The sequence below is a fragment of the uncultured Desulfovibrio sp. genome (assembly GCF_944324505.1).
In the GTDB taxonomy this organism is placed as follows: Bacteria; Desulfobacterota; Desulfovibrionia; order Desulfovibrionales; family Desulfovibrionaceae; genus Desulfovibrio.
This window is the reverse complement of record NZ_CALUWO010000006.1, coordinates 1-18,857: the sequence shown is the minus strand read 5'-3', so window position 1 is coordinate 18,857 and position 18,857 is coordinate 1. Positions and strand designations below refer to the sequence as shown.

Here is an 18,857-nt window from a genome sequence, read left to right as displayed (position 1 = left end):
CCGCAGCGGCAGCTACTTGCGCCGGAAGCGCGCCTTCCAGGTACTCTTCTTGCCGTCCAGCTCCTGGCCCCTGCACTGGGTGCGGTCCTGGGAACCCCGGCAATCAACCCGTTGCGGGACAAAGCGGCCTCCGCGCGGGCAGGTGGCCGGCCCGGCATCAAACTGCAACTGGCCATTGGTGAAGCGCGCCTGCGACGGACCGCTGCAGACGCGCCCGCCCTCTTCGCGAACAAAGCGGCGGCCACGCCCGTTCTTGTCAAAGCAGTATTCGGCGATGACGGGCTTGTTGGCCGGATGTGAGAACAGTCCCGTCTCGCTGACCCAGCAGCCTTCCAGAAAACTCAGATCCTTCTTTTGGGCGGCATCCTTGGGAATCTGCATTTCCTCGCCCTTGCGCGGCGCAGGCCGGGGGGCAGGCTTCGGTGCCGGCTTGGGCTGCTGAACGCTCGGCGCAGGTGCAGGCTGCGGTTTGGGCGCGGGAACAGGATCAGGCTCCACAGGCGTTTCGCCAAAGAAGGGTTCCACCACATCGGCCCGCGGCTGTTCCGCCGGCGGCTCCGGCGCTGGCGCAGGGTCAGGGGCAGGCGGCGGCGCAGGACGGCACAGCTCCGCCTTTTCCCGCAGCTGCCGCAGCAGGCTGTCCAGCTCGCTTTCCAGGCGGCCGGCACGTTCCTGCTCTGCCTGCAGGGCGCTTCGATCCGGCTGCGGCACGCAGGAGGCCGGCAGCCACAGGGGCAGCCAGCCCAGAGCCGACAGCAGCAGCCAGAGCAGAAGCAGCAAAAGCAGCAGGGGCAGCAGCCAGCCCGCGCAGCCCGCACGTTGCGGGGGCAGGGGAGGCGCCGGCGTTACGGGCACCACGGCCGGAGCTGGCGCAGTCGTGCCCAGGCGGGCAAGGTCCTGCGGCTCGGCCCCGGCGCCTCCGGGGGCAAAGCCCCAGTTGATGAGTACCGGCTGTCCGTTGACGGCATACAAATCATCCGCATCATGATGCAGGCACGTCAGGGCCAGCAGGCCGCCGGACAGGGCATGCGCGTCCTGCTGCCTGTCGGCCAGGCGGCGGGCCAGGCTGCCGATATCGGCGGCAAGGCTTGCGGCACGGGCCTTGACGGCCGCTGCCTCGTCGGGGGGAAGATCACGGCAGGGCACAGCCGTTCCCGGACAGTCGGCATACCAGTCGATGCTGCCTGTGGCGGCGTCGTGCTGCGGCTCGGCCAGCAGACTGGCATGGGCAGGCCCCAGATGCCGCAGCAGCAGCTCGTGCAGCTGGGCATGGCAGTCTGTGGCAAAAATGCCCTGCACGGCCAGCGCACGCATCTGCCGTCGCTGTGATGTGGCGATACGGTTGTTCATGCTGGGTTCACCTCAGGCCATGGACAGGCGAAGAACGTCCGCAGGGGCTGCGGGGGCCGGAACGCGTCAGATGGTGTCGGCCTGAAAAACCTTTTCATAGGCCACCAGCCGTCCTTCCAGCTGGCTGTTGGTGTCTTCCATCTTCTGGCGAGAGGCCTTCCAGGTGGAAGACTGCCGGGCCACGGGCGTCGCCTGTGCCTTTCTGGGCTGGGCATTGCTGAATTCACCGGCCAGCGTGCGCTGGTATTCGGCATCGCGCTGGCGCATGGTATCCATGGTGCTCTTGAGAATGAAGGAGGTTTCCTCCAGGCCGGAACGGATTTCCTTGTAGCGGGCCTCATACTCCACCCGGGTGATCTGCCCGGCCCGGAACTGCTGCGAGGCCAGCTTGAATTCCTTGTCATAGCACTTCATGGCCACGGTGGCCGCTGCCGTGGCACGATCCATGGCGGCAGCCTCGCTGCCCAGCTGCTGCACATAGGCGCGCACATACTGGGCATCGCGCTGGCGGGCCTGCGACTTGCCGTACACATTCCCGCCCACGGCACCGGCAGCGCCACCGGCCACGGCACCGGCCAGGGCACCTTCCACCTTGCCCGTGGCCAGGCCGCCGATGAGCGCGCCCAGCAGGGCACCCCCGGCAGCGCCGGTGGCCGTGCTCCGGGCCACGCTGTTTTCATCCTTGCGCAGCTGCGCCACAGGCGTATAGCACTGGGGATAATAATTGACAGTGGTTTTCTGGGCGCCATACTTGCTCTGGCAGCCCGGAAGCACCGTAACGGCAAAAACGAGCACGAGCAGCAGGCTGAAGAAACGACGCGGCATGGATGACACTCCTTGCTGGAAGAAGAAACAAGAGGGCGGCCGTAGCCGTCGCCGGAGCTATACCTTCTTTTCAATTTTTAGGCCAAGGTATAGCGGATGTCAAATGGCGCAGGCTGCTCTTGCACTGCATGAGGAAAAGCGGCCATCCTGTGCGTTGCACTTCAGCATGTTCTGCGCTAGAGACCATGTTACGTATGCCGGAAGCAGACGGGCTTCCGCACCCACTCACCCTCAACGCTTCAGGAGTCCTCGGTTATGAAAAAAATCATGAGTCTCTTCCTGGCCTGCGGTCTGCTGCTGGGGGCCGCCTCCGCCGCCCTTGCCGACGGCAAGCGCCTGACCCTGGCCACCGGCGGCACGTCCGGCGTCTACTTTCCGCTGGGCGGGGCCATCGCCCAGGTGATCAGCACCAAGAGTGACGGCAAATTCTCGGTGACGGCGCAGGCCACAGGGGCCTCCGGCGAAAACATGCGCCTGGTGCAGGCCAATGACGTGGACTTTGCCATGGTGCAGAACGATGTGGCCGACGCCGCCTACAAGGGCACGCCCCCCTTCCGGCCCGACAACAAGATGACCGATGTGATGGCCATGGGCCGTCTGTATCCCGAATATCTGCACGTGGTGGCCAGCACCGACAGCGGCGTGAAGAAGCTGGAAGACTTCAAGGGCAAGAAGGTTTCCGTGGGCGCCCGCGGCAGCGGCAATGAAGTGAACTGCCGCCAGATATTCCAGTACTTCGGCCTGGACTACAAGAATGTGGAACCCATCTTCCTGCCCTATGGCGAAACCGCCGACCAGTTCAAGGACCGTCAGCTTGACGGCTTTGTCTTCACCATCGGCACCCCCAACCCGGCCATTCAGGACATCACCACGGCCCAGAGCGTGCAGTTCATTCCTGTGGAAGGCGCAAAGGTGGACGAACTGGTGGGCAAGTTCCCCTTCCTCGTCAAGGATGCCATCCCGGCCGGCACCTACAAGGGACAGGACAAGCCCGTGCCCACCCTGTCCGTGCAGTGCATTCTGATTGTGAACAAGAACATGTCCGATGATGACGTGTATGCCATGACCAAGGCCCTGTATGAAAATCTTGACGATGTGGCCAAGGCCCACAACAAGGGAACGGAAATTTCCGTGGCACATGCGGCTGACGGCATCACCATTCCCTTCCATCCCGGCGCTGCCAGATACTTTGCGGAAAAGGGCATCAAGCTGCCCCAGTAAGTCAGGGGAAAGGAGAACGGCATGCGTGCATGGCACGGTCTGAAAAAGGTTCTTCTGTGCTGCCTGCTGCTGGCGGGCATCCTTCAGGCCGTGCCCTCTGCCGCGGCCCCCGCGGGGCAGGGCACGCTGTGCCTGCGGCTGGCCGACAAGGACGGCAGCGCGCTTGCCGCCTTTCCTGTGGCCGAGGGCCGGTGTTTCGGCATCCGCTATCTCCATTCCGTGGCCCGCAGCCCTGTGGAAGACTGGTTTTCGGTCACGGACGGCTGCATCTATCTGGAAAAGACCATCTATCAGGACTTCGGTGCCGGCCTGCCGCACATGCCGCAGGAGGGGCAGCGCATGTATACCGAAAAGGGCCATATCGTCATCAGCGGCTTTCACCGGCGCCTGCCGCGCTTTGACCTGCGCGTGGGGCGCATTGCGCAGCATACGCTTCTGCTGCCCCAGCCGGACGGCAGCTGCCGGGAAATCCCCCTGCGGAAAATTGCGCCGCCGGGTTCTGCACTGACCTTTTCTATTGAAGAGTGCCCATAGGCCTGATACAACTGCCCCGCCCCGTGCGGGGCGTGCGCGTTTGTGCACATGTCTTTCGTGGGAGGTAGGAAGTCCAGATGAGTCATGAAGAACGCATGAAGGTTATCGACAAAGAGGGAGCCGGGGGCTTTGCCCTGGAAAAAGAGACGGATGACGTGGACCACGTTGCCGTGGCCCGCAGCCAGGAAACCATGGATGTTTCCGAAATCGTCGCCAAGTACGACAAGGAATCCGTGTACCGCACGTTCAAGGGCGGGATGGACATTCTTGTCCGCTTCCTCTGCATCGCCTTTTCGGCCTTTCATCTGTATACGGCGGCCATGGGGGCCTTTCCGCCGCAGATACAGCGTGCCGTCCATCTGGGCTTTGTGCTGACGCTGGTCTATCTGCTGTATCCGGCCCGTGCCTCCAAAATCAACAAACTGGCCTGGTACGACGTTATCCTGGCCATGGCCGGCGCCCTTGTGTGCGCCTACATCGTCTGGAATTACGACGTGATCGTGCTGGATGCCGGCCCGGCCACGGAGCTGGACTTCATCTTCGGCTGCGCCGCCATTGTCCTGGTGCTTGAGGCAACGCGCCGCATCGTGGGGCTGCCCATCACCCTGGTAGCCATTGTCTTTCTGCTCTACGCCAAGTTCGGCAATCTCATTCCCGGGATGCTGGGACATCGCGGCTTCAGCGTGCAGCGCATCGTCTCGCACATGTATCTGACCACAGAGGGGCTGTTCGGCACGCCGCTGGGCGTATCCGCCTCCTTTGTCTTTCTTTTCATCCTGTTCGGCGCCTTCCTGCACAGCACGGGGCTGGGCAAGTTCTTCATTGACCTCGCCCTGGCCGCTGCCGGCCGCTACGTAGGCGGCCCGGCCAAGGTGGCCGTGCTGGCCAGCGGCTTCTTCGGCACCATTTCCGGCTCGTCCGTGGCCAATACCGTGTCCACCGGGACCTTTACTATCCCGCTCATGAAAAGCGTAGGCTACCGCGGCTCCTTTGCCGGCGCCGTGGAAGCGGCCTCGTCCACCGGCGGACAGATCATGCCGCCCATCATGGGGGCCGCCGCCTTCATCATGGCCCAGTTCCTCGGCATCGGCTATGTGGAAATCGCCAAGGCAGCCCTTATTCCGGCCCTGCTCTACTATCTGGCCGTGGGCCTCATGGTGCACATGGAAGCCAAGCGCATGGGACTCAAGGGCATTCCCAAGGAGCGCCTGCCCCGGGTCTGGGTGGTGCTGCGGCAGGGGGGCTACCTGCTGCTGCCCATCATTGTGCTCATCTATCTGCTGATAGAAGGCTACACCCCCCTCAAGTCCGCCTACTACTGCATCCTGGCCACGGTCATCATCTCGTGGATTGCCAATAACTGGAAGGCCATCAATGGCGCCAGCTATGCCGGCCAGCGCGTGGAAAAGGAACTGTGGCGCACCAACGTCATGAACGTGAAGGACGTGTTGAGCGCCATGGAAAACGGTGGCCGCCTGGCCCTGGGTGTGGCCGCGGCCTGCGCCTGCACGGGCTTTGTCATCGGGGTGGTGACCCTGACCGGCCTGGGCCTCAAGCTGGCACAGGCCATTCTGGTGGTCTCCGGCGACAGCTTTGCCCTGACCCTGGTGCTGACCATGCTGGCGTCCATCGTGCTGGGCATGGGGCTGCCCACCACGGCCAAGTACATTGTGCTGGCCACCATTGCCGCCCCGGCCATCATGCACTTTGGCGTGCCCGCGCTGGCAGCGCATCTTTTCATCATGTACTTCGGCATTCTGGCCGACCTGACGCCCCCCGTGGCCCTGGCCGCCTATGCCGCGGCCGGCATTGCCCGGGCAGAACCCAATGCCACGGGCTTCATGGCCGTCAAGCTGGCACTGGCAGGCTTCCTCATTCCGTACATCTTCTGCTACAATCCCGGTCTGCTCATGATTAATGCCACCGGAACGGAAGTGGCCAGCTATGTGGTCACGGCCATTCTGGGCATCGTATCCCTTTCCTTTGCCAGTGTGGGCTTCTGGCTGCGCAACCTGCACATCTGGGAACGCCTCCTGCTGCTGGCCGGCGCCATCACCCTCATTACCCCCGGCATCATCACGGATGCCATCGGTCTGGGGCTCATGGTGCTGGTCTATATCCTGCAGAAGACTATGCCGGACGGTCCCCGCCCGGCGGCGGCCGCCTGACCCCCTCTTGCCATGCACGGGCCGGCTCTGCCGGCCCTTTTTTATGCTGCGCTGCCGGGCGGCATTGCCAGTCCGCTTTCGAGTGACTATACTTTGCTGACATGCCCTCCGGAAGGGCAGAGCAAGGAGAACATATGAGCGCTTTGACACCGCGTGAAATCGTGGCCGAACTGGACAAATATGTGGTGGGTCAGGAACAGGCCAAGCGCATGGTGGCTGTGGCCGTGCGCAACCGCTGGCGCCGCCAGCACCTTCCCGCCGAACTGCGCGACGAGATTGCGCCCAAGAATATCATCATGATGGGGCCTACCGGCGTGGGCAAGACCGAAATTGCCCGCCGTCTGGCCCGGCTCAGCGGCGCCCCCTTCATCAAGGTGGAAGCCACCAAGTTTACGGAAGTGGGCTATGTGGGGCGTGACGTGGAATCCATGGTGCGGGACCTCATGGAAATCGGCATCAAGCTGGTGCGTGACGAGGAAAATGCCCGCGTGCGTCAGGCGGCGGAGGCCGCCGCGGAATCCCGCCTGCTGGACCTGCTGCTGCCCAATTCCTTCGGCGGGGAAGAACGCCAGTCCACACGCGAAAAGCTGCGACAGCAGTTCCGTCTGGGCTTCATGGACGACCGGGAAGTGGAACTGGATGTGGTGGAGCAGGGCGGCAGCGGCATCGACATCTTTGCCATACCCGGCATGGAGCAAATGGGCAGCCAGGTGAAGGACATGTTCGGCAAGGCCTTTCCTCCCCGTCAGCGTCGCCGCAAGATGAAGGTGCGCGAAGCCTTCAACGTGCTGGTGCAGGAGGAGTCGGGCAAACTTGTGGATCAGGAGGCGCTGGCCGACCGCGCCCGCGAACGCGTGGAGCAGATGGGCATCATCTTCATTGACGAAATTGACAAGATTGCCAGCACCGGCAGCAACCGCAGCTCCGACATTTCCCGCGAGGGCGTGCAGCGCGACCTGCTGCCCATTGTGGAAGGCAGTGCCGTCAATACCAAATATGGCATGGTGCGCACGGATCACATCCTCTTCATTGCGGCCGGAGCCTTTCACTTCAGCAAGCCGTCGGACATGATACCCGAGCTGCAGGGGCGTTTTCCGCTGCGTGTGGAGCTGCAACCCCTGGGCAAGGAAGAATTCCTGCGCATTCTCAAGGAGCCGGACAATGCCCTGACCAGGCAGTACGAGGCGCTGCTGGGCACGGAACAGGTGAAGCTGAGCTTTTCCGATGACGGCCTGGAAGAGATTGCCTCCTTTGCCGAAATCATCAACGGACGCACGGAAAATATCGGGGCGCGACGCCTCTATACCATCATGGAAAAGATTCTGGCGGAAATTTCCTTTGATGCGCCGGACATGCCCGGTGCGCAGATCATGGTCAACCGCGACTATGTTGTCCAGCATCTGGAAGATGTGCGCGATGACGAGGACCTGAGCCAGTATATCCTGTAACCCCAGCGGGCTGCATGCCGGAAGGATGCAGCCCGTTCCCGTCTGGAGACGCAGCAATGAACGCAACCCGTACGGAGCACGACTTTCTCGGCGAAATGGAAATCCCGGCCCACATCTACTACGGCATCCAGACCTGCCGTGCGCTGGAAAACTTCCGTATTTCCGGCATTCCCATTTCCACGCTGACCAAATTCATTCAGGGCATGGCCTGCGTCAAGAAGGCGGCGGCCCTGGCCAATGGCGAACTTGGCGTCCTGTCGCAGGACAAGTGCAGGGCCATCTGCCAGGCCTGCGACGAAATTGTGGCCGGCAAATTTGACGACCAGTTTCCGCTGGATGTCTTCCAGGGCGGGGCAGGGACCTCATGCAATATGAACGCCAATGAAGTCATTGCCAACCGCGCCCTGGAAATCATGGGGCACCAGAAGGGCGAGTATCAGTACTGTCACCCCAACAATGATGTGAACTGCTCCCAGTCCACCAACGACGCCTACCCCACGGCCATACGCATTGCCCTCTACGCCAAGCTGACCCAGCTCATCGGCGATATGGACTATCTGCGGGAAGCCCTGGAAGAAAAGGGCAGGGAGTTTGCCCATATCATCAAAATGGGCCGGACGCAGTTGCAGGATGCCGTGCCCATGACTCTGGGCATGGAATTTGCCGCCTATGCCCATACCCTGAGCGAAGACATGATGCGCGTGGGCGAAGCCCGCAATCTTATTGCCGAAATCAATATGGGCGCCACGGCCATCGGCACGGGCATCAACAGCCCGGCCGGCTATGCCGAACTGGTCACCCGCAAGCTGCGCGAAGTTTCCGGCGTACCCGTGGAAATGGCGGACAATATGGTGGAGGCCACTTCCGATACCGGCGCCTATGTGCAGCTTTCGGGCGTGCTCAAGCGCTGTGCCACCAAAATCTCCAAAATGTGCAATGACCTGCGCCTGCTCTCGTCCGGTCCGCGCTGCGGCCTCAACGAAATCAATCTGCCGCCACGCCAGCCCGGTTCCTCCATCATGCCCGGCAAGGTGAATCCCGTCATGCCTGAAGTCATGAACCAGATATGCTTTGACATCATCGGCAAGGATGTCACCATCACCATGGCTGCCGAGGCGGGACAGCTGGAACTCAATGTCATGGAGCCGGTCATTGCCTATTCCCTCTTCTCGGGCATGAAGCGCCTGGGCGCCGGTTGCCGCAGCCTGGTGGACTACTGCATACGCGGCATCACGGCCAATGAAGCCCGCTGCCGGGATCTGGTCTATCATTCCATCGGCATTGTGACCGCCCTCAATCCCTATCTGGGCTATGAAACCTCGGCCTCCATTGCCAAGGAAGCCCTGCAATCCGGCCGTTCGCTTTTTGATGTGGTCCTGGAACGAAACCTGCTCAGCCGCGAACAGCTCGAAAATCTGCTGGCACCGGAACACATGCTGCGCCCCGGCAGCCCGCTGCCCGCCGGTACGTCCTCGCCGGCAGCCCCCAAGGGCTAAGCCCGGCAGCAGGCCCCGGCTACGGCATGACGCGCCTGTCCCGCAGACGCCCGGAAGCACTCCCGGGCGGGCATAGGCGGAGGGCAAAAAAAACTTGCAGAGTTTGTCAATTTAACATATTGAAATGCTGTTTGTTTTTGGAATCCTTACGGGGATCCCGCAAATCAGCCAGTGCCATATACAAGCCGACGCCGGCTTGACAGGAATTGCTGGAAGCAGAGCGATGTTATCCCGGGGGGGAAGATGCGTTGCTCTGCTTCCGGCTTTTTCGTGCCGGCAGGGCAGGGAATGACGCCCGGCAGGGCAGTGTGCCCTTTTCCCCAGGCCCGTTTTTTGCTATACGTGGTCGAGAAGGGCCAATGCGCCCCGGCCTGGCCTGACAGACCAGGGCCGGCGCAGCCCCTTCCGGCCGTCCCTTGCCGCCATACGCCAAACCCCTTGCCGGCTTCCGGCAACGAGAGATGAATATGACAAACATCATTGCCTTTACGAAAATGCGGAGCTTCGGCAACGCCTTTATCTGCGTCAACGGTTTCCAGGAGCATGTGCATGACGGCAGCGAATTTGCCCGCCGCATCTGCAATCCCTACTGCGGCATTGGTGCCGACGGGGTAGCGCTGGTCATGCCCTCCAACAAGGCGGACGTGCGCATGTGCCTCTACAATGCCGATGGCAGCGAAACCGACCGCTACGGCAATGCCCTGCGCGCCGTAGGCTCCTATGTTTTTGAAAAGGACATCTGCCGCCGCGAGGTCATCCGGGTGGAAACGTCCGCGGGCATCAAGGTGGTGCGCATCCTGCTCGAAGGCGGCGATGTGTCGGCCATCATGGTGGACAGGGAAGTACCCGTGCTGTCGGCGGCCCAGATTCCCGTTGTGCTTCCCCGCGGGGTGGAAGGCAGCCGTCTCATCGACTATCCCCTGAGTGTCGGGGGCATCACCTACAGCCTGACCGCTGTGGGCATCGACGGGGTGGCACACGGCATTATCCTGACCCCTGATCTGGCACAGACCGACTGCCCGGCCATTGCCGCGCGCATCGGTGAACTGGGCCTCTTCCCCCGGGGCGTGGTCCTGGAATTTGTGGAAGTGCTCTCGTCCTCCCGTGTGCGGCTCTGCGCATGGAAGCAGGGCGATTCCATCCGCGTACGCGACGGAGGCGCCTGCGTCAGTGCCGTGGCCTGCATCCTCTGCCAGCGCACGGATCGCAGTGTGGAAATGGAGCTGCAGGGCGGCAGCTCGCTGCATGTGGACTGGAACAAGGCCGATGACCACCTGTATCTGACGGCCCCGGCCTGCCGCAGCACGGACGGCACATTCGCCTTTTATTGACCAGCGGGGCAGCCTCATTGGCTGCCCGCTTCTGTAGGAAAATCCGCTTCTGCCCAAGCCGGAAGCGGATTTTCCTGCGTCAGGCCGTCCTGGCGGCAGGGGGAGGCTGCCGCAAAAGCCCGCAGCTGCCCCGGTACCCGCGCCGGGCGGCAGGCGCACCGGGTCCCCGTTTTTTGCGGCAGCATGCTGTCTGGAAGGGCGCGCTCGAGGAAAACGACACGGATTTCCTTTTGTGTCAGACCATCTTTTCCGCATGCTTGCAAGTTTTCTGTGCTTGTGGCATGGTATTTGTGAAGGATGGCAGGCTAAAAATTTAAAAGGTTTCTCGATAGTTATGGCTATAGAACTGCAACAACAGCTCAAGACGCTGCAACAACTGGTCATGACGCCCCAGTTGCAGCAGGCCATCCGTCTTCTGCAACTTTCCCGGGTGGAACTGCTGGAGACGGTGCAGCAGGAGCTGCTGGAAAATCCTTTTCTGGAAGAACGGGACAATCATCTGGCCACGGAAACGCAGGAACCGCCGGACGACCGCAAGCCACATGACGACGATGTGGCCTATGATACGGATCTTTCCCGGAATGCCGACTGGGAAGACTACCTTGGGGAATTTTCCAGTAGCCCACGCCTTGTTCAGCCCCGGGATTACGAAACGCCGGAGGAGATGACTCCCCTGGAAGCCCGTTATTCCGTCAAGCCATCCCTTGAAAGCCACCTCATGTGGCAGCTGCGTCTGTCCACCCTTGACGAGCGCCAGAAGGAAATCGGCGAAGAAATCATCGGCAATCTTTCCTCTTCCGGCTATCTCCAGGCCAGTCTTGAGGAAATTGCCAGCCAATGCCATGTGGAACCGGCCGAGGTGCAGACCGTTCTGGAGCGCATACAGCTTTTTGACCCCGTGGGCGTGGCCGCCAGGGATGCGCGGGAATGCCTGCTCATCCAGATACGCAATCTCAATTACGACCGGGACCCCATCCTGCGGGAACTCATCGAATGCCACCTTGAAGACCTGGAAGCCAAGCGCTACAAGCCCCTGCTGCGCAAGTTCAAGCTGAGCAAGGAGGAGCTGGGCGAATACCTGGACATCATCCAGAGCCTGGACCCCATGCCCGGCGCCAGCTTCGGCGGTGGCGAGCCGACCTATGTAAGCCCGGATGTTTTCGTGTACAAGGCAGGCGATGATTTCGTCATTGTGCTCAATGATGACGGCCTGCCGCAGCTGCAACTTTCGGATATGGGGCAGTGGGCGCTGGACTGTGAAAACAGCGCCCAGAAGGACTACTGCAACGAAAAAAAGCGCGGGGCCATCTGGCTCATCAACAGCCTGTACCAGCGCCAGCGGACCCTCTACAAGGTCATGGAAAGCATTGTCCGTCATCAGCGCCCGTTCTTTGAAAAGGGGGTAACACACCTGGCTCCGCTGATCCTCAAGGATATTGCCGACGATATCGGCGTGCACGAATCCACGGTCAGCCGCATCACCACCAACAAATATGTGGCCACCCCCCACGGTATCTTTGAGTTAAAGTTTTTCTTTAACAGTGCGCTGGAACTGGATGACGGCAGCCAGGTCGGTTCGGAAAGCGTCAAGGCGCTGCTCAAGAAATTCATTGCCGAAGAGGACCCCCACGCCCCCCTCAGCGATGAACGCCTGGGGGAAATGTTAAAGGAACACTTTAAGGTTAACATTGCGCGCCGCACTGTTGCCAAGTACAGAACGGCTCTGGATATTCCCTCCTCCTCCAAGCGAAGGGAACATTTCTAACCCCAGTGAACACTCGGGAGGCTCCATGAACATTTCTTTTGCTTTCAAGAATTTCGATGCGTCCGACCATCTCAAGAAGTATGCCCGCCGCCGCATGGAAAAGCTGGGGCGCTTCTTTGGCAAGGCTGCCGGCCTGGAAGTGGATGTGGTGCTTACCGTCGACAAGTTCCGTCATCGCTGCGAAGTGACCGTTACGGGCGAAGGGCTGCACATCAACGCCTCGGAGCAGACCTCTGACATGTATGCCGCCATTGACCTGGTCACGGACAAGATCGAGGCGCAGATCAAGAAGCAGGTCTCGCGTGTCAAGGAACAGCGCCGCCAGGCCCGCAATGTGGATGTGGACGTTTTCACCTATAACCTGGAAAGTGAAGAAGAGCAGCCCGACGTGGTGGGCACGGACCGCTTCGCCGCCAAGCCGCTGCACCTGGATGAAGCCATCATGCAGCTGGAAAATGTGGGCGGGGACTTCCTGGTCTTCATCAGCGCCGAAAGCAGCCGCGTCAACGTGGTCTACCGGCGCAAGACCAGCGGCTTTGCGCTCATCGACCCGGTTCTCTAACCTCCAGGGCCCCCGCAAGGGGGCCTTTTTTCCCAGCCATGACCGCAGCATCTCCTTCCCGCCCTCACAGCCTTGCCGCCGGCCTGCCTTCCCAGGTCTGCATTGTGACCGGCCTTTCCGGCGCAGGCAAAAGCACGGCTCTGAAAGTATTTGAAGACCTTGGCTATTTTACGGTGGACGGCCTGCCGGCCAGCCTGGCCCCCGATATGGCGGGCATGATGTCCCGCCCCTCCATGAGCCGCTACCGCGGCATGGCTCTGGGGATGGACATCCGCCAGAGCAACTTTGTGGAAGAAACCAATCTGGCTCTGACCAGCATGGCCGAGGCCGGCGTGCGGCCCATGCTGCTCTTTCTGGAAGCCACCCCCCAGGAACTCATGCGCCGCTATGCCACCACCCGGCGTCCCCATCCGCTGGAGCGCGAAGGGCTAGGCCTGGAAGAGGCCCTGCGCACGGAAAGGGAGCGACTGCTGCCGCTGCGGGAAACGGCGGACCTGGTGGTGGACACCACGCGCTTTTCCATCCATGACCTCAGGCGGGCCATTCAAAAACGCTGGCGGTCCCGGGAAAAGCTGCGGGCCATACGAGTCAATGTGCTGTCTTTCGGCTACAAATACGGGGTGCCCCGCGAATCGGACATGGTCTTTGACATGCGATTCCTGCCCAATCCCTATTTTGATCCGCAGCTGCGCCCCCTGAGCGGGCTGGACAAGGCCGTGTCGGACTATGTGCTGAACTCGCCGGGTGCCCGCGAATTCCTGCAGAAACTGCAGGACCTGCTATTCTACATGCTGCCGCTCATGGAAGCAGAAGGGCGCTACCGGGTGGCCATTGCCATTGGCTGTACCGGCGGACGGCACCGCTCTGTGGCTGTGGCCGAAGAACTGACCCAGGCCCTGCGCCAGGCGGACTATGCCACCTCCGTGGAGCACCGTCATCTTGAATTCGGCTAGAAAAGCTGGCACTATTTTCTTATCCTTTTTCCCTGGATAACGTGCGAGGTCATCATGACAGAAGATCAGAGCAGGCCGGTTCACGTCGGCATCATTGTCGTGGCACATGCGGATTATGGCTCTGCCATGCTGCGGACCGCGGAATTCATCCTCGGCACGCTCAGTGACTGTACCTCCATCAGCGTGGATGTTGCCCAGGAAGTGCCCGAAACCGTGCGCCGCCTGGATGATGCCGCCCAGCGCCTGGACAAGGGAGCTGGCGTCATCATTCTTACGGACATGTTCGGCGGAACCCCCACCAATCTGGCCCTGTCCCTGCTGGGCAGCCATAATGTGGAAGTGGTCACCGGCGTCAATCTGCCCATGCTGCTCAAGGTGTTCAGCTGCCGCGAAAAGCCCCTGGCCGAGCTTGCCGAACTGGCAGGCGACGCAGGCACCCGCGGCATCGTGGTGGCCGGCAAGATGCTGCGCAGCAAGACCCGTGAAAAGCCGGAAAAGCCTGGAGCCTGACATGGCGTGGTTTCGCGTTGACAACAGGCTTGTGCACGGGCAGGTCATCGAGGGCTGGCTGCCCTATGTTGCCGCCCGCCACCTTGTGGTAGCCAACGATGCCATGGCGGAGGACCTGCTGCGTCAGCAGATAACCCTGCTGGCTGTGCCGGAAACGGTGGAAACCCATTTCGTCACCGTGCAGGACCTGCCCCGGGTGCTGGGACTGTGCGGGGACAGTGCCCTGGTTCTCTTTGAAGACTGCCATGATGCCCGCTGTGCCAGTGATGCCGGCGTCAACATGAAAACACTCAATATCGGCAACCTGCACTACGCCCCCGGCAAAAAGCAGCTCTTGCCGCACGTTGCTGTTTCCGAACAGGACAGTGAAGACCTGCGTGCCATCCAGAAACGCGAGGTGCAGCTGGATTTTCGCTGTGTTCCTTCCGAAAAAATCCGAGATGCCGTTGAACAGCTTTTATGAGACAGCCCTGACCGGGCTTCCCTACGCTTTTTTTTTGTCCTGCTGGGAACCTTTCGCGCCACGCTGGTAAGCCGCCTGCTCGACAGACCCCTGTGCGTTGCCCTGATTGTTGGCCTGCTGACGGATGACTGGCTGCTGGCCCTGCCCCTGGGCATAACCCTGGAGCTGCTGTGGCTGGATGTTGTCCCGCTGGGTACTGTCGTGCCGCCACAGGGCACCCTGAGCTATCTGCTGCTCTTTCCCCTGGCGCGCCTGTACGGCTGGTCAGCGCCCGGGCCGCTGCTGCTGCCCATTCTGCTGGCAGTTCTGGCCGCCTATGGCGCGGCCCTGCTGGAGCGGAGCGAGCGCGTCTTTCTCAATGGCCTCATGCCGCCGGTGGAGCAGTACTGCCTGACCGGCAAGGGGCTTTCCCCGGGCAGTGCGCTGCTGCTGGGGGCGCTTCTGCGGGCCATCCTGCAACTGGCCCTGTACATGGTGTCCTTCGTGGCGCTGGCCGTTGTCTTTGAAGGGCTGGATTCGCACCGGCGCGGCCCGCTTCTGCTCGTCATCACCTGGCCCATGATGTATGCCACGGCCATGCTGGGCGGCGTACTCTCCCTGCGCGTGCGCCGGGCCTATGCGGTTCTGCTGACTGCGCTCTTCCTTGGCGCTGTGGCCTTCCTTATGAAGCACTACCTGTAAGGCGACACTGCGCGCTACCGTGGTACGGCCCGGCAAGGCGTTTTTTACAGAGCACCGTGGCGCATGCGCAGGACCGGGCAAAGCCCGGCCTCCCCGCAGCGCCGCCCGGATCAGCCAGCACAACGGCACAAAACCGCTTTCATGGAGAAGCCCCATGCAGGAGCGTACCTTCCAGCCCGGCGATATTGTCCAGCACTTCAAGCGGCATACCCTGAAAAATCCTGGCACAACCTATCTCTATCAAATCGTTGGCATTGCCGAACATACCGAAACCGGAGAAAACCTGGTCATTTACCGGGCGCTCTACGGCGAAGGCCGCCTCTTTGCCCGCCCGCGGGGCATGTTCTTTTCCCTAGTGGACAAGGTCAAGTATCCTGACGCCCGCCAAACCTACCGTTTCGAGCTGTTCCGCAAAGCCGGAGTGCCAATACTCGCTGATGTGAACAAGGCAACCAACCAGTCCTGAGGAACAGGACAGCGAATGGCCGGTGGTGCCATGGCAGGCGCTTTCCGCAGAAACCCTCCGGCGCATAAAACGCCACAAACGCACACCAGCCAGTCCTCCCGAACGGCTCTGTCGCGCCCCCAGGTACGCCCCCCCGGCTCAGGCTGCACCACATTTCCGCCGTAAGCGGACAGCAACAAATCCCGCCCCCCCAGCGCTGAGCAGACAGCGGCCTGATACCTGTGCCGCATCCACCACTAATGCCGTACCGACAGAGCAGAGGCAGCACAGGGGAGGGCCGCCGTGCCGCGCTGCCCTGCGGCGTCCCCCTGACTGTCGTTGCAGCTACCGCCCATCGCCATCGTCTGACCTTTGCGCAATGACGCGGGAATGCCTGTCCCCCCCGACGCAGCCGGCAGCACTATACGACGGGGACCAGCGGCAAGTCCCTCACCAGGCACGCGTGCCTGTGTTCGCAGCACTGTGGCAGACAGCAAGGACAGACCACATGACACCTGACACGCCCTTCATGGCGGCGAGCCGTCCTCCCCGCCGGACGGCTTGGCACCTCTCCCCCTGCGGCAGGCCATCCACACTTTCAAGCCTGAATCCGACAGAAGTCCTTACAGCCGACGCGACGCCGGTGACGGCCTGCTGCCGCTTGTGCTCATGCACCGCGAATATCCAGATGCAACGAGGCCATAGCGGACATGCCGTATGCCGGATTCCTGCCGGCGTCCACTGTCCCGCGCCGGTAATCCGGCGATCAGCACCGTTGCTGTAACGATTGCTGGCTGTGGGCGTCCGCCGGCCGCAATATGAAGATCGTTTTCAGCGCACATCGACCGCAAATCGACCGCACCAAGGCATTCTCGGGCAGTATTCCGGACCGCAGCCGCGTTCGCCGCATGGTTTTCCGTGGTCAGTCCCCGTATGCGGCACCGGGCCAGCCTCGTCAGTGCTTCAGACTTCTTGTGACAAAAGTAACTTGACATGCAAAAATATTTAGATAACAATTCTTATTATCAATAATTGGCGACATGCCCTGCGGGACAGGCCCGGTCAGCGCATGAGCGCCACGTCACGGAGGATTGTCATGAAATTTGTTTCCCTCTTGTCCACGCTGTGCGTGCTGTGTCTGTGTGCGGCTCCGACCATGGCAGGGGAGAGCACGACGCCCCCCGCCCCCAATGGTCTTGCCATCCCGGAAGGATTTGAAAACTGGGCCGTGATCTCCATTTCGCACCGCCTGGATCGGGAAAGCATGCGCGTTATTCTTGGCAATGACATTGCCGTCCAGGCGGCCCGCAGCGGCCAGACCTCCCCCTGGCCTGACGGCGCCATCCTTGCCAAGGTCGCCTGGTCAGAAACCACTGAAGAAGACTGGCCTGCCGCTGTGGTCCCCCACAAGCTCCTCAACGCCGAATTCATGTTCAAGGACAGCAAGAAATTCGCTGCCAACGGAACCGGCTGGGGCTGGGCGCGCTGGGTCGGCACGGACCGCACGCCCTATGGCAAGGACGCCTCCTTTGAAAAAGAATGCATCGACTGCCATGCGGCAGTCCGCCAGCACGACTGGGCCTTCACCCGTCCCGCAACATTCCGCTAAGGGCAGAAGCCGTCCGTTTCATGCGCCATAAAAAAGGAACCCACCGGCAAAGCCGGTGGGACTTTTGTATGGCAGAAAACCTCCGTGACCACTGGGATCACACCTGTAGGCCCGGCAGGCATTACCCATCCTGCCGAATTTTTCATTGAAGAAGACTTAGCAAACTCCAGCCAGCACCATGCCGGTGAGGTAGTCGGCCCCTTCGGGCATGTCGTACCCCCGGCGGGTAGCCTTGCCCACACGGTAGCCGCGCCATTCGGCAATGCCCTCGGTCACGGCCTCATGGAGCGCATGGTCGCGTTCCTGATAGGAACGGACGGTGTCGGCAAAGTGGCGGCTATCCAGAACGTCTCGCACCTCGTCCTCTTCGCAGCCCGTGGCCGCCACGATGCGGGCAGGGTTTCGGCCTTGTCGCCCATGGTTCCCCAGAAACCGTACCACTGATTCAGGCGATACAGTATTTTAAAACCTCTTGGAATATTGAGAAATTCGCCATCTGGCTTGGTTGTGTGTTCACTCTTTCCCGACGGGGTGGCAAGTCTTTTCTCATTGAACTTATTAAAATTTTTTATAAATCAGCAGACAAAGTGACAAGGCCATAGGCTGTCGATATTGACAATAATTTACCTTGTACATACAGAAAAGGTATACCAAGGAAATGCCATGGATGTTGTCTGGGATCCGCAAAAAGCCACCATCAACCGGCGCAAGCACGGCGTCTCGTTCGAGGAGGCGCAGACCGTGTTCCAGGACGTGGACGCGCTGCGCATCTACGACCCGGACCACTCGGAAGACGAGGACCGCTTTCTGCTGCTTGGCCTGAGCAGCCAGCTGCGCATTCTTGTTGTCTGCCACTGCTACCGCGAAAATGACGAACAGATCAGGATTATCTCGGCCCGCAAGGCCACGGCACGAGAATCCGCCACCTACGCAAGCAGAAAATAGCCATGCGCGACGAATACGATTTTTCGGAAGGGATCAAGAACCCCTATGTCCGGCAGCAGAAGACCACGGTCACCATCCGCCTGGATACGAGCACTGTGGACTACTTCAAGAAGCTGTCTGAAGAAACCAGCATGCCGTACCAGACGCTGATCAATGCCTACCTGGCCGACTGCGTTGCCCACAAGCGCAAACCCGTCATCACGTGGGGCGAAGAGGGCGGGGCAGGCGCCTCGCAAACCCGGCCATAAACGCCTGCACCTCCTGACGGGACAGGCCGGGGGCCGGCAGGCCCGTCTGTTTCCCCAGCTGGGCCAGCAGCATGAGCATTTGGCGCTGTATCTCCTGCGGCGGCAGGCCTTGTTTCTGCAGTTCCTGCGTGAGGGCCTGCACGTTGGCCTGGGCACTGGCCATCTGCATTTCCTGCTGATGCCGCTGGGCCTCTTCCTTGCTGTAAAGAATGCGCTCCACAGGCAGAGCGGTACATGGCCCGGATGAAGGGAGCGATGACGTTGTCGTCAAACAGCTTGATATGATCCTTGAGCAGGATATTG

19 protein-coding genes are annotated in these 18,857 nt (G+C 61.2%); 16 read left to right on the top strand and 3 right to left on the bottom strand.

What is annotated here, in order from left to right; translation table 11 throughout:
- Positions 1 to 12: 12 nt before the first annotated feature.
- Together Q0J57_RS07415 and Q0J57_RS07410 are read right to left on the bottom strand one after the other, a co-directional pair.
- Positions 13 to 1,350 (bottom strand): SrfA family protein, encoded by a 1,338-nt coding sequence (locus Q0J57_RS07415; RefSeq protein ID WP_297218823.1) that lies wholly within the window; start codon positions 1,348 to 1,350, stop codon positions 13 to 15.
- Positions 1,351 to 1,416: 66 nt separating this feature from the next.
- The gene (locus tag Q0J57_RS07410; RefSeq protein WP_297218821.1) at positions 1,417 to 2,175 is read right to left on the bottom strand and encodes a glycine zipper domain-containing protein; all 759 of its coding nucleotides are present in this window, start codon (positions 2,173 to 2,175) and stop codon (positions 1,417 to 1,419) included.
- Positions 2,176 to 2,430: 255 nt separating this feature from the next.
- Between Q0J57_RS07410 and Q0J57_RS07405 the strand changes: the two genes are divergently transcribed.
- The 14 genes from Q0J57_RS07405 (at position 2,431) to Q0J57_RS07340 (ending at position 17,361) form a co-directional block, all read left to right on the top strand.
- The gene (locus tag Q0J57_RS07405; RefSeq protein ID WP_297218819.1) at positions 2,431 to 3,396 is read left to right on the top strand and encodes a TAXI family TRAP transporter solute-binding subunit; all 966 of its coding nucleotides are present in this window, start codon (positions 2,431 to 2,433) and stop codon (positions 3,394 to 3,396) included.
- 21 nt (positions 3,397 to 3,417) lie between these two features.
- Positions 3,418 to 3,930, top strand: coding sequence for a DUF1850 domain-containing protein (locus Q0J57_RS07400; RefSeq protein WP_297218817.1), 513 nt, complete (start codon positions 3,418 to 3,420; stop codon positions 3,928 to 3,930).
- Positions 3,931 to 4,007: 77 nt separating this feature from the next.
- Positions 4,008 to 6,098 (top strand): TRAP transporter permease, encoded by a 2,091-nt coding sequence (locus Q0J57_RS07395; RefSeq protein WP_297218815.1) that lies wholly within the window; start codon positions 4,008 to 4,010, stop codon positions 6,096 to 6,098.
- A 134-nt stretch (positions 6,099 to 6,232) separates the two neighbouring features.
- Positions 6,233 to 7,546, top strand: a complete 1,314-nt coding sequence (gene hslU / locus Q0J57_RS07390; RefSeq protein WP_297218813.1) for an ATP-dependent protease ATPase subunit HslU — start codon at positions 6,233 to 6,235, stop codon at positions 7,544 to 7,546.
- A gap of 56 nt (positions 7,547 to 7,602) precedes the next feature.
- Complete coding sequence (aspA, locus tag Q0J57_RS07385; protein ID WP_297218812.1) at positions 7,603 to 9,042, top strand: aspartate ammonia-lyase; 1,440 nt, start codon at positions 7,603 to 7,605, stop codon at positions 9,040 to 9,042.
- 467 nt (positions 9,043 to 9,509) lie between these two features.
- A complete protein-coding gene (gene dapF, locus Q0J57_RS07380) occupies positions 9,510 to 10,373 on the top strand; it encodes a diaminopimelate epimerase (RefSeq protein WP_297218810.1) in 864 nt (287 codons plus the stop codon).
- 334 nt (positions 10,374 to 10,707) lie between these two features.
- Entirely contained in the window at positions 10,708 to 12,138 is a 1,431-nt protein-coding gene (rpoN, locus tag Q0J57_RS07375) for an RNA polymerase factor sigma-54 (protein ID WP_297218808.1), read from the top strand.
- Between the two features lie 25 nt (positions 12,139 to 12,163).
- Positions 12,164 to 12,700, top strand: a complete 537-nt coding sequence (gene raiA, locus Q0J57_RS07370) for a ribosome-associated translation inhibitor RaiA (protein ID WP_297218806.1) — start codon at positions 12,164 to 12,166, stop codon at positions 12,698 to 12,700.
- 38 nt (positions 12,701 to 12,738) lie between these two features.
- Positions 12,739 to 13,653, top strand: coding sequence for an RNase adapter RapZ (gene rapZ, locus Q0J57_RS07365; RefSeq protein WP_297218804.1), 915 nt, complete (start codon positions 12,739 to 12,741; stop codon positions 13,651 to 13,653).
- 54 nt (positions 13,654 to 13,707) lie between these two features.
- Positions 13,708 to 14,163 (top strand): PTS sugar transporter subunit IIA, encoded by a 456-nt coding sequence (locus Q0J57_RS07360; RefSeq protein WP_297218802.1) that lies wholly within the window; start codon positions 13,708 to 13,710, stop codon positions 14,161 to 14,163.
- Between the two features lies 1 nt (position 14,164).
- A complete protein-coding gene (locus Q0J57_RS07355; RefSeq protein WP_297218800.1) occupies positions 14,165 to 14,626 on the top strand; it encodes a PTS sugar transporter subunit IIB in 462 nt (153 codons plus the stop codon).
- 201 nt (positions 14,627 to 14,827) lie between these two features.
- Positions 14,828 to 15,307, top strand: a complete 480-nt coding sequence (locus tag Q0J57_RS07350) for a hypothetical protein (protein WP_363315469.1) — start codon at positions 14,828 to 14,830, stop codon at positions 15,305 to 15,307.
- 154 nt (positions 15,308 to 15,461) lie between these two features.
- Entirely contained in the window at positions 15,462 to 15,773 is a 312-nt protein-coding gene (locus Q0J57_RS07345) for a DUF1653 domain-containing protein (RefSeq protein ID WP_297218798.1), read from the top strand.
- A gap of 1,075 nt (positions 15,774 to 16,848) precedes the next feature.
- Entirely contained in the window at positions 16,849 to 17,361 is a 513-nt protein-coding gene (locus Q0J57_RS07340) for a cytochrome P460 family protein (protein WP_297218796.1), read from the top strand.
- A 156-nt stretch (positions 17,362 to 17,517) separates the two neighbouring features.
- Here the strand turns inward: Q0J57_RS07340 and Q0J57_RS07335 are convergent, their stop codons facing one another.
- On the bottom strand, positions 17,518 to 17,718 hold the full coding sequence (locus Q0J57_RS07335; protein WP_297218793.1) for a hypothetical protein: 201 nt from the start codon (positions 17,716 to 17,718) through the stop codon (positions 17,518 to 17,520).
- Between the two features lie 306 nt (positions 17,719 to 18,024).
- Here Q0J57_RS07335 and Q0J57_RS07330 point away from each other — a divergent pair, with 306 nt between their 5' ends.
- Positions 18,025 to 18,306, top strand: coding sequence for a BrnT family toxin (locus tag Q0J57_RS07330; protein WP_297218791.1), 282 nt, complete (start codon positions 18,025 to 18,027; stop codon positions 18,304 to 18,306).
- 2 nt (positions 18,307 to 18,308) lie between these two features.
- Complete coding sequence (locus Q0J57_RS07325; protein WP_297218789.1) at positions 18,309 to 18,554, top strand: BrnA antitoxin family protein; 246 nt, start codon at positions 18,309 to 18,311, stop codon at positions 18,552 to 18,554.
- Positions 18,555 to 18,857: the final 303 nt, after the last annotated feature.